Genomic DNA, 13,103 nt, shown 5'->3' on the forward strand with positions numbered 1-13,103 from the left:
TGTTGTTTATATTCCATTGTTCATTGATTGTTATTCACACTCCCCGCACAACACGCTTGATTGTGCCGGAACGAACAGGGTTTTCTGCTGTAGCACGCGACGCCAGGAAACAGGCGAGTTGTGCAATGGTTTGATGCCGTAAGAATTCCGCCAAAGAGATCCTGACGGAGAGCTGTTGTTCAATGCGGGCTGCAATGCGCAACGCATGCAATGAATGCCCGCCCAGCGAAAAGAAATTCTGATCGCGCCCAGTCTCCTTGCGTTGCAGCACATCACACCAAATCTCGCCGAGGCGGTTTTCCAATGGTGTTTGTGGCTTATTCAGTGAATGCTGTTCTTGCTGGCGCATTGCCGGCAGACGTGCCAGTAATGCAGCGTGATCCACTTTGCCATTGGTGGTTTGTGGCATTTCATCCAACAGGACAATCGTGTGGGGCAGCATATGGGCGGGCAAATGCTGGCCGAGAAAATCACGCAAGTCTTCCGAAACATTGCCGGTTTGAGTTGTCTGTCTAAGAACAACACAGGCCACCAGCTGCACTTCACCCTGCTCGTTGGCATAGGGAAGCAAGACACTTTGCCGGACTTGCGGATGCTGCATCAGCTGGGCTTCAATCTCTGCCGGTTCAATGCGATACCCACGCAGTTTGATTTGCCGGTCATCACGCCCGAGATAGAGCAATTCACCATTCGGCAAGGCACAAACCCGATCGCCTGTGCGATAAACCCGGATTTCACCTTCTGGTACTGACAGGATGGTAAATTTTTCAGCGGTCAGTTCAGGGCGATCCCAATACCCCCTAGCCACGCCCAAACCCCCGATGTACAACTCACCCGCCATACCAAACGGGGTGGGCGACAAATCCCCGTCAAGCACGAACAGCCGGGTATTGGCAATGGGTAGACCAATCGGCATCATGCCCTGCAAATCCTGCTTCCTGTCAGCGCAATGGACACAACAACCCACAACGGTTTCCGTCGGACCATATTCATTGAATACCCCGGGAGCCGGGGCCTCATCCAGCCATGCCTGTACTGTCTCGCAGCTCAGGGCATCCCCCCCGATGACCAATGCGTTCACATGGGATTTTGCCTCTGCATTATTGAGGTATTCCCCTAAAATCCCGAGATGGGCCGGCGTGATTTTCAATAACTGGTTATTTTGTTGCTGCAATGCCTCCGCCATTAATGCTATCCCGGCATCATCCTGTATGACGGTGATGGTGCCGCCATGCAACAACGGCAGGTAAAGGCTGGTCAGGGTGGCGTCAAAACTGATGGAAGAATGAAACAGGCTCCGTGTATCCGCACTGATCTGATAACGCTGGCTGGCATCCGTCAGGTAGTTAATCAGGCTAAGATGCTCAACCATGACGCCTTTCGGCATTCCCGTAGAGCCGGAGGTGTAAATAAGATAAACCAGTGCATTGGCATCGTCGTGACTTGCTGCATAAGCGCAGGCCGGAACTGGGCTCGTTTCCTTATCCAGCATCCGCACTGCAATGCCAGGCATCAGGCGGTTTGCCAGCGACTGATGGGTCAGCACCAAACGGCTTTGACTGTCGGACAACAAATAAGCCACACGCTCGGCAGGATAAGAGGTATCAACAGGAACATAGCACGCTCCCATTTTGCTGACAGCCAGCATGGCGGCGACATAGTCCGTGCTGCGCGGCAAATAGAGGGCAACCCGGTCACCGGCGCTGATCTGATCGTGATGCAGGCCACGGCAAATATGATCTATTCTCTGTTCCAGTTCCGCGTAACTGATTTGGCTTGGTCCATCAATAACCGCAATCTGTTGGGGCGTACGCTGTACCTGACGGGCAAACAAGCTATAGACATTGCCGGTGAAAACAGGTAACTCTGGCCCTTGCCAGCGTGTCAGCAACTGCTGTTTTTCCTGCTCATCCAACAACGCGATATCAGATAACATGCCCGCCATGTTAGTCATCAATCGGGTCAGAATGCCGGTAAAGTGCCCTGCCAGACGCGCTATGGCTGATTCATCATATAATCCGCTGTCATAGACCAGTTCACCGTGCAAACGGTCAGAGAACGCCGTAATCAGCGCCAGCGGGTAATTGGTGCTTTCTGTTGCCTGTTCAAATTCAAACAGCCGATCTTGCATTCCCGATGATTGCGGGTAATTTTCAAATACCAGCAATGTATCAAGGGCTGGCAGGCCACAGGTGGATTTCAGCTCCGCCAGCGAAACCGCGCTGAATCTTTCATGTTCCCGCAACTGCTGTTGAATTGCGCTCAACCAGTCAGCCACGGTTTGATTGGCCTGACTGGTGATGTGGATCGGCAATGTACTGATCAACAGCCCCACCATTTTATCAATCCCGGCCAGATCCGCCTGCCGGCCGGACACTGTCATGCCAAACAGACACTCATCCTGCCGGCTATAACGTTGCAGCAACAAGGCCCAGGCCCCTTGTACCAGCGTATTGAGTGTCAACCGGTAATCGCGGCCTGTTTCTGCCAGTTGGCGGGACAATTCGGTGGAGAGCCGGAATGCATGGCGCTGTTTCTGCTGGCTGGCAACCCTGATCGGATGGGCCGCGGGCAGCGGCGTTGCCGAAGTGACACCGGCCAGCTGCCCATGCCAATAATCCTGACAGGCTTTCCGGCTCTGCTGTTGCCAGCGAATAAATGACTTGAACGCCGGAGCAGGCTGCAACTTCTCATCGGGAGAATGGTAAATGGCTTCAACGGTTGTCAGCATCAGCCTGACTGACCAGCCATCCAGAATGGCATGATGATGGCTGAAGATCAGCTGTGTTTGTTCGTCAGGCAGTTGCAGGACCGTAATGCGATACAACGTACCCTGCCCCGGTTCATCGGGATTCAGGACAAATTCTTCTGCCAGATCTGCCGACAATAAGTGCAGGCGTTGTTGTTCCGCATCTGCGGGTTGATGAAGCCGCAAATCATGCTGCCGCCATTCCGGTTTCTGCTGGGGCAGAATAATTTGCAGCGGTTCATTTGTCAGGCTCAGTTCAAAACGACTGCGCAAAATCGGATAATGAGCAACCGCTTTCTGCCATGCCTGCTGCAAGCGGGCAATATCCACTCCCCGCGGCAAGCTGAAACACAGCTGTTCGTGATACAGGCCGCTGCCCCGTTCCGCCATGGAGTGGAATAACATCCCTTCTTGGGTGTAGGTCAGCGGGAAAACATCTTCCATCACGCCATAACGTTGCTGTAACTGATGCAATGTTTCTGCATTCAGGCGGGCAAGAGGAAAATCGGATGGCGTGTAAGTTGCCTGTGAGCGGGTCATGCAATGTTCAGTCAGCCGGATAATCTGTTCTTTCATTGCCGTTGCCAGTTGCCCAATGGTTTCATGCTGATAGCTCTGGCCGTTGTATGTCCACTCTATCTGCAATTGCCCTTCGTCAATGTAACTGTCCACTTCCAGCGCATACATTCTGACATGATCAGGTGAATGCCGGTGTTCCTGCATCATGTCAGCCACACCTTTCAACGGCGTCTGATGGAATGAACGGGTAAATTGGCCGAGATAGTTAAAGCAAATGTCTGCCAACGGGAAATCAGGCAGGCTGTTTGTGTCAGAAGGAGAGTCAGAAAGCGTGTCAGAAAAAGTCCGCAGGGCACCATAGCCTGTCCCGCTATAAGGCACCTGACGCACCGCTTCCTTGACCATCGGGATCAATTGTTCTGCCGGGCAACATGCCGGTAAATCCAGCAACAACGGATAAATGGTGGTAAACCAACCCACTGTCCGGCTGACATCCACGGTTTCATGCAGGCTTTCCCGCCCATGCCCTTCCATATCCACATGCAGTTTTCCTGAACCGCTCCAACGTTGCAGTGTTGCCGCCAGGGCCGCCAGCAATAAATCACCGACATGAGTACGGTAGGCTTGGCCGGTGTGCTGTACCAATGAGGTTGTGTCAGCACTGTTCAGTGTCAGGCGGTATTTAGCCGATTCTCTGACTAAACCGGCACGCGGTTTTTCCCCCCGATCACAGGGCAGCAACGGAGGGACAACACCATTGCGTTTTTTCTGCCAGAAATCTCGCTCAGGTTGTGCCAGATCGGATTGGGTGTAGTCTGCCAAATGAGATGCCCATTCCATCAAAGAGGCACTCTTGGTTGCCGGGCGTGGTGTTTCTCCTGCCAGCAAGGTTCTGTAGTAGTGGGTTAAATCTTCCGTAATGATGCGCCATGACACGCCATCAACCACTAAATGGTGAACCGTCAGCAGTAAATAATCTCCCCCGGCGGTCATGAAATGGGTTGCCGTCAGCAGCGGGCCGTTTTCAATATTCAGTTGTGCCTGCCGCTCTGCGGCAATTTGCCGTAAGACTTCATGGGCCGGATTTTCACTGATATGAATCTGTTCTATCGGCCATTCGGTAACAGGTGCATCAATGCGGGCATATTTTGGGGCATGTTCTCCGGTCAGCGGGAAACGGGAGCGCAATCCGTCATGTTGATTAACCAACATAACCAACGCCTGTGACAGAACCGGAATGTCTGTTCCCGCTTCCAGTTCATACAGATAGGACAAATTATAGTGATGGAGATTGGCATTATTTTGCGCTGGCTGTTGTTCAAAAAAAGCACGCTGGATTGGCAGTAAGGCATATTCACCCTGTACCGGCTGTGTTTTGTCATCAGCGACGATCCCCGGCGTAACCACGGCTGCCAATGCAGCAATGGTCGGATAATCAAACAGCATTTTGGGTGCGATATGCAGGCCGATTTCCCGTGCCCTGAACACTATCTGTAGGCTGAGAATGGAATCCCCGCCCAAGACAAAGAAATCATCATCAATCCCCAAATTGTCCTGATCCAATACCTGTTGCCAGATTTCTGTCAGTTGCTTTTCCAATACCGTGACGGCAGTCCGGCGGGTCGGAAGAGGGTTTCTTTCCGCCAATGAGATCTGCTCCAGCCCCTTACGGTCAATCTTGCCATTTTCGGTTAATGGCAAAATTTCCTGCACACTCCACTGGGTGGGACACATATGCTCCGGTAACCGTTGACCAAGTTCCTGCCGTACATTTTCGATAGTGATATTTGCCGGAGGGAAATCCAAGACTAAATAAGCCACCAGATGCTGACGCCCACCGATATCACGCAGCCCTACCGCGGCCTGAGAAACGCCATGGCAAGCAGTCAGTTGTGCTTCAACCTCTTCCAGTTCAATGCGATAGCCATGCAATTTGATTTGCTGATCTCTGCGTCCCAAGTACAGTAAATTGCCGTCTGGCAAGTAACGGGCCAAATCTCCTGTCCGGTATAGCTTCGCCTGTGGGGAGGCTGAGAACGGATCGGCGATGAAACGTTTTTCCGTCATGTCCGGACGGTTGAAATAACCCAGGGCCACTCCCATCCCACCGATGTAAAGTTCACCCGCAGCACCAAAAGGCACGGGCTGCTGACACTCATCCAACAAATAAAGCCGGGCATTGGCTATCGGGCGACCAACCGGCAGTGCGCCCTCCCCGTCAATATCACCTGCGGTTATGTCATAAATACAGCAGCCCACCGTGGTTTCTGTCGGGCCATATTCATTGATAATCCTGACCTGTGGCGCATGTTGCCGCCAAAAACGCAGCGCGCTGGCAGAAAGGCTTTCGCCACCAATGACCAGCAGCGGGATACGCCCGACATTGTCCGGTGACAATTGCCGGCTCAGGAGTTCCAAATGGGCAGGGGTGATTTTCACCATTGCCAGATCCGGTAACTGTTGCCAGGCCTGTACCAACGCCGGAATATCTTCACCTTCAGGCAGGATAAACAGGGTTTGCCCCTGTAGAAGCGGCAGGAACAGGCTGGTGATGGTGGCATCAAAGGAAATGGATGCATGGAGGGTATTACCCTGTTTGCCCGGCACCGCATAATATTCACAAGCATGTTGCAGGTAATTGCCCAGCCCTCTGTGCGGAATGATCACCCCTTTGGGTTTCCCCGTAGAGCCGGAGGTATAAAGGATATAGGCAGGCTGTTCCGGCGAAATCGTGATTTCAGGATCAGCAAGGGTAACCGGCCCTTCCGGTAATGCCTGTATGCCCCACTCCTCTTCGGTGAGCAAAATAACGTGATCGCCGGATAACCCGAGTCTGCTGGCCTGTTCACCTGTCGTGATCACGCTTGCCACTTGCGCATCTTCCAGCATGAAACGGATGCGGCTGATCGGATAGGCGGTATCCATAGGCACATAGGCGGCCCCGGTTTTCATCACTGCCAGTATCGCCGTGATCAACATGGCTGAGCGTGGCAGGCAAATCCCGACCCGTGAACCAGCCCCCATTCCCTGTTCCAGTAAATTCCACGCCAACCGGTTAGCCTGCTGATTAAGTTGGTAATAGCTGATTTGCTGATTGTCAGATTGGTGATGGCTGGCTTGCTGCTGAAAAGCAATGTCATGGCTGAGTCGCGGTGCTGTACCGGCCAATATATCCAGGGCAATGGCCTGCGGGGTTTGACGCACCTGATGTTCGAACCATTGATGAATGACCGGATGCAATAATGGCTTATCGGTCATATTCAGGCCGCTGATCTGATGCTGGCGCTCTTGTGGTGAGAGAAGCTTCAATTGACCAATAGGTTGATTGGATGCCGCGCTCACGCTATCCAATAACTGAGCATAATGCGCCATTAATTGGGCAACCATTTCCTCAGCAAAGCAGGCAGCACGGTATTCAACCCGCAATTGCAGGTTCTTTTCCGTTTCCTGTACAAACAGCGTTAAATCAAATTTCACTTCCGGATTGTCTATGGATTGATTGTCTATCCACGGAGAACTTTCCCGCTGGGCTTCTTTTCGTTGTTCATCCGTCAGTTGTTCATCCGTCGATTGAGCTTGCCGGCGCAAATCCCCCTGCTGCCGGAATGCATTGAACACAAACATGATCCGGAACAGAGGTGAAAGAGAACGTTTCCCTGCAGGCATAACCGCATCCACAACCTGATCAAACGGGAGGTCTTTGTTATTCATCGCCTGATTCAGAGTCTGTGCACTTTGGGCCAGAAACTCGGTGAACGGCAAGGTGGTATCCACCTCCTGACGCAAAGCCAGTGTGTTAAGCAGCAATCCGATCACAGGTTGCAGTTCTGGCCTGTCCCGCAGGGAAACGGGGATACCGATGACGATATCACCGGGATCTGCACCTTCACTGCTGTAACGCTGCAATAAGATCTGAAACGCAGCCAATAACAGGGTAAACAGGGTGGTATCTTGCTGCTGCGCCAAGCGGCGCAAGGTTTTTGTTTGTTCAACAGAAAGCGGCAGATGATAATGAGCGGCGTGCAAATCCTCCGGGGCAACGCTGCGCTTCTGGGGCAGATTCACCATCGGCGGAAGAGTACGGTAAACACCGCGCCAGTATTCTAATTGTGAATGCCACTCCTGCCCGGCGTCAGCACTGCGTTCCCATGCCGCGAATTGCAGGTAATCAGGCGCCGGGATCTGTGGCGCGTTTTCTCCCCACCGGTAAAGAGACGTCAATTCATCATCGAGCTGCCCCAGTGATTGTTCATCAACCAAGATATGGTGCAGGCAAAAAATCAATGCCGTCCCTTGCTGTTCATCGGTCACCAGTAACAGGCGGAACAACGGCCCGCCAATAAGCCGGAACGGTGTTGCCATCATTTTGGCGGCCCGTTGCTGCAATTGCTGCTGCCACGCCTGTTTATCCCGTACAGCGACAATGTCATGCGGGCAATGGGGCGGCTGGTCACTGTAATATTGCCGTGGTGTATCACCGTCCATCCGCAGGCGCAGATTCAGAACGGGATAACGACGGAAAAGCAGATTGATGCTTTGTTGCAGCCTCGCGATATCAATCTCACCCGCAAAGGTTTTGATGGTGGTGATGTGGTAACTGTTGCTGTCAGGATACAGTTGATCAAGAAACCACATCCGGTGCTGGGCAAAGCTCAGCGGTGCATCATGAATGGCAGGTAAGTCGAGCAAGGTTTGTCTGGTGGCGGTACTGACTTGTTCCGCCAGCTTCATCGGGGTACGGCAGACAAACACATCGCTGACTTTAAAGTGCAGCTGATACTGGTTGTCAAGCATTGCCACCATTCTGGCCGCCAGCAGGGAATGGCCGCCGACAGCGAAAAATGATGTATTCCGGCCTATTGCCTGATGCCCCAATAAGTCCTGCCAGACTTCGATAATGGCCTGTTCTGTTTCATTATGGGCAGGTTCAACCATGACTTCACCGGCCTGCCTCATCGGGGTAGGAAAACGTTTCCTGTCCACTTTGTTATTCGGCAAGCGTGGAAATTCCCTCAAAAAGACATAGCAGGAAGGAAGCATGAAATCAGGCAGAAATTCCTTCAAATGTGATTCAATTTGTGACTCACCGGGAGGGGTAGCGGATTGCGTGAGTAAATAGGCCACAATGGCCGTGGCGTTCAGGTAATCCGGCCGCACCATAGCCACCGCACCGGAAATCGCGGGATGACGGCGCAAGGCACTTTCAATTTCCCCCAACTCCACACGGTAACCCCGCATTTTTACCTGCTGATCCATGCGCCCCAGATAAATCAGGTTTCCGTCCGCCTGATAATGGGCCAAGTCACCGGTACGGTAGAGACGGGCGCCGGCTCGGGAGCTGAATGGATCAGGAACAAAGCTGCGTTCCGTCAGTTCAGGGCGGTTAAGATATCCCTCCGATACCCCCACCCCGCCAACACAGAGTTCTCCGGCAACCCCGATGGGCAAGGGTGCACCGAACTCATCCAAGATCCAGACCTGAAAATTGGGGATCGGGCGACCAATATGAACGAGGGTATCTTGTGGGGTCAAATCCGCATTGCTCGTACCGACAGTGGCTTCCGTCGGGCCATAGGCATTGATGAAGCGGCGGCCTTTACCCCATTTTCTCACCAGATCAATTCCGCATGCCTCACCTGATACCATCAATACCTGCAAGTCAGGCAAGTCCGTTTCGGGCAGTACCGCCAGCGTTGAAGGTGGCAAAGTGATATGGGTAACTCGCCGAGCAATGAGCTGCCCCAGCAAATCAGGGCCGGGCATCAGGGACAGGCGCGGAGCCATCAGCAATGTACTGCCGGAACAGAGCGCCATGAAGAATTCCCAGATGGAAACATCAAAACTGAAAGAAGCAAACTGGAGAACCCGGCTGCCCGGTGTCATCGCCAGATATTCAACCTCGGCTTCCGCAAGGTTACATGAACTGCGGTGGCTGATGGGAACGCCCTTGGGCTTGCCGGTCGAGCCTGACGTATAAATGATATAGGCGGTGCTCTCAGGTGAAATTCTGACCTGCGGATTTTCAGTGCTGAACCCACTTAATTGTGGCAACAAGGATTCAAGGGAGTACAGGGAAATCTCACTATCCTGATAATCTGCCATGAACTGATCTTGCGTGATCAACAGGTGCAGACCGGCGTTTCCGATCACATGACGATTGCGTTCCAGCGGATAATGGGGGTCCATAGGCACATAAGTGCCGCCTGCTTTCAGGATAGCCAGAAAACAGACTATCGCTTCCAGCGAACGCTCAACACTCAACCCGACACAACTGCCCGTTCTGACGCCTTTCCGGATCAAAAAATGCGCCAGTTGGTTGGCATTCTGATCCAATTCCGCATAAGTCAGGCGCTCCTCGCCAAATTCAACGGCAATTGCCTCAGGAGTGCGCTGTACCTGTTGTTCAATGAGCTGGTGGATGCCGATATTATCGCTGAACAGTTTATCTGTCTGGTTCCACTCTTGTAATTGCTGCCGCTGAGCCGGACTGAGCAGGGAAATACGCCCGACGGCTTGCTGGGGTTGGTTAAGCAACAACGGCAGGAAATGGCAGAAATTCTCCGCCATGCGGGAAATGGTTTCAGGTAAGAAACGATCACTGGCGTATCCCCACACGCCCTGCAATACCTCTTTGTCACGCCACATTTCCAGTGTCAGTTCATATTTGGCAATCGGAATGTTCCACTGGCGCAGGGAAGAAAGCTGGATCGACCCCATGTGTTTTTCAGGTGCTGATGTATTCTGGTAAGCAAACAGCGTTTGAAATACCGGAGAAATCCCCCGGTGATGGACATCCTCTCCGCTGTGTTGTTCTGGTAAGGCGTGTTGCAGTAAAGGCAGCAACTGGCTGAAAGGCATATCCTGATGCTCTATCGCATCAATGAAGGTGGATTTTACCTGCATCAGCAATTGTTCGAATGATTGAAGAGGGTCAACCTGATTGCGCATGACCAGTACGTTGAAAAGCAAGCCAACGGATTGTTGCTCCTGACTGTGCAAGCGATTGGAAACCGGCGTTCCCAGCAGAATGTCGTTCTGGCGTGAATAACGCGCCAAAAATGCGATAAACCCTGCCTGTAAAATCAGCTGGGGAGTGATGTCATATTGACAGGCCAGCGCATCAATCTGCTGGCTGAATTCAGCGGACAGGCTGAACGGCAATTGCCCGCCTTGATAACTGCGCGTTGCAGGGGTGGGAAAATCATACGGCAATTGGATTAAGGGCAATGGCCCCGCCAATTGCTGTTGCCAGTATTGACGGGCAGCCGATCCCGCCGGCCCGTTAACCCGCAGGTACTGAACAGCAACATGTTCCCTCTGGCCATAACTTGCCGGCCGGATGTCGAGGGCTTTTCCCATTTGCAGCTGGCTATAATTTTCCAGTAAAGCATCCCACAATTGTTTAACGGAATCTTCATCAACAATCAGGTGATGGAAGACCAGTACAACCCAATGAGCGTGTGGCCGGAGTGTCAGTCCGGCCACACGCAATAACGGCGGCCGGGCCAGTTCAAATGGCAGGGAAGCCAGCTGATTGATCATGCTTTCAACCTGCGATTGGGCATGGGCCCCGTGTTGGCTGAAATCCTGCCAGATAATATTTGATGTAGCCTGCTCTGCAACCTGTGCAGTCACATGCCCTTCCTGAGTCAAAAAGCAGGTTCTCAGAACGTCATAGCGAACAAACAGTGCATCAAGGGCCTGTTGCAACCGGTTGTGATCCAGAGCGCCCTGCCATTGGGCGACATAGGCCATGTTATAGAGCGGGCTGGAAGGAACTGTTTGTTGATGCAGGTAAATGCCCTGCTGCTCATAGCTGGCACTGGGCGGAATTTCCGTGTCCTTTTCTGTTTCCTTTTCTTTTGCCCTAGGTTCTTTCTCTGCTGCCGGCATTTTTGTGGCACTCAGCATTGCCGCGCATTGCGCCAGTGTGGGGTGCCGGAACAGATCCCTGAATTTCAGGTCCAACCCCATCTGTTGCCGGACTTGTGCGATCATGCGAATGGCCTGTAGTGAATCCCCCCCCAACACAAAAAAGCTGTCGTCACGCCCGATATCTTCAATGTGCAGCAATGCCTGCCAGATCGCCGATAATTTTGTTTCCCGCTCTCCCCGTGGCGCAAGGATATTCCGGCGTTCCTGAGAAAAGCGACTGGCCGGTCCCTGACGGGAAATCAATGCCTGCAATGCCTTCCGGTCAACCTTGTCATTGGACAAGAGCGGAAACATGGATAAAAACTGGTAATCATCAGGCCGCATGGCAGCAGGTAAATGAGGGGACAAAAAGATATTCAGCGTTTTTGCCGTGACTCTCATAGACGGGGCCAGACGGATAAATGCCACCAACCGGATGCCCCGTGGCTGTTCAACGGCCTGTACAACAGACTGTTGCACGGCAGGATGCTGCTCAAGCAGGCTTTCAATCTCTGCCGTTTCAAGTCGCTGCCCATTGATTTTAACCTGAAAATCATTGCGGCCCAGCAGGATCAAATTACCCTGCTCATCCATGCGCCCGATATCCCCCGTGCGGTAAACGGGCTGCCCCGCCAGCTCCCCGGTTTCCGGTGTGATAAAACGTGATGCATTTTTGTCCTGTGATAACTCAGACGGTGATGATCCGGCCTGTGATAACAAATAGCCCGCACTCATGAAGGGCGTGCTGATCAAAATCTCCCCGCTGCTCCCGACGGAAACACTTTCCCCCTGTTCATCAACAACCCTGATGATGGTATCGTCAATCGGTTTACCTACGGGGATTAACGCACATTTGGCATCTTTTTCAGTCACCCGGTGATAGACACTTGCCAGTGTCGTTTCTGTTGTGCCGTACAGGTTGAGCAATTGAGTTTGTTTCAGTTTGCGCTGGTAAAAGAGTTCCACCAGCGGCCCCTTTAACGTTTCCCCTGACAGTACCGCATACCTCAGCGATTGCAAATCATCGCCCGATTGCTGGCATTCCAGCAGGACCTGAAAGAAAGAAGGGATCTGGTGAGTCAGGCTGATTTGCTGCTCACGCATCCAGCTCAGCAATTCTTGTGGTGAATAGCGGAGATCATGGGCCGGTGGAATGCACAGGGTTGCACCATTCAACAGGGGCAGGAAGATATCACGCAGGAAAGGATCAAACATCTGGGGAATGAGCTGACTGACTTTATCCCACGGTGTGATACCCAGTTCGCGGCTTTCCCAACGGATAAAATGCAATAAACTGTCTGAACGTCCTAATATGGCTTTTGGTTGACCTGTAGAGCCAGAGGTAAAATAGACATACGCCAGCCTGTTTTTATCAATACTATTTTGATGAATACTGTTTTTATTAATACTGTTTTTATTAATACTGATGTCATGGGGAGCGATGTCATTGATTGTTGGGTTATGACAGCTAATGGACGGTGAATGATCCTGCCCGGCGGGGAGCAAATGACTTTCCCTTATATCATCAGCCAGAACCAGTGAGTAATCCGTTTGCAGATGTTCAACCAATGGCAACCATTGGCGGCAGGTCACAATGGTCGCGCCTTTAAATTGAGCCAACAAGATGGCAAGGCGTTGTTCCGGTAGTTTCGGCGAGAGTGGAACAAACACTTTGCCCGCTTTCATGATGGCTAATGCCGCCATGACCAGAAAAATACTCTCTTCCATCAAGGTGATGACAAACTGGTGGTCAGCTTGATGGGACAACGCATGGCTGAGTGCAGCCACGCGCTTCGACAAGGTGTGATAAGTTAGGTTTTCGCTTCCCTGCGTTACTGCAACATTTTCCGGGAAACGTGCAACAATTCGCTCGAATTCAGTTGAAATCACCATTAGCCATCATTCCTTCAATAAGAATTTA

Annotated in this window: 1 protein-coding gene; it reads right to left on the bottom strand. The window is 52.3% G+C overall.

Annotated features, from left to right (window positions below; genetic code table 11):
* Nucleotides 1–34 precede the first annotated feature (34 nt).
* A complete protein-coding gene (locus Xsze_RS18295) occupies nt 35–13,075 on the bottom strand; it encodes a non-ribosomal peptide synthetase (RefSeq protein WP_099139157.1) in 13,041 nt (4,346 codons plus the stop codon).
* Nucleotides 13,076–13,103: the final 28 nt, after the last annotated feature.

Origin of the sequence: Xenorhabdus szentirmaii DSM 16338 (assembly GCF_002632585.1) — a bacterium.
Lineage (GTDB): Bacteria > Pseudomonadota > Gammaproteobacteria > Enterobacterales > Enterobacteriaceae > Xenorhabdus > Xenorhabdus szentirmaii.

Excerpts from the sequence above, each read along its gene's own strand:
- Xsze_RS18295 (WP_099139157.1), bottom strand. The coding sequence starts at position 13,075 with ATGGTGATTTCAACTGAATTCGAGCGAATTGTTGCACGTTTCCCGGAA.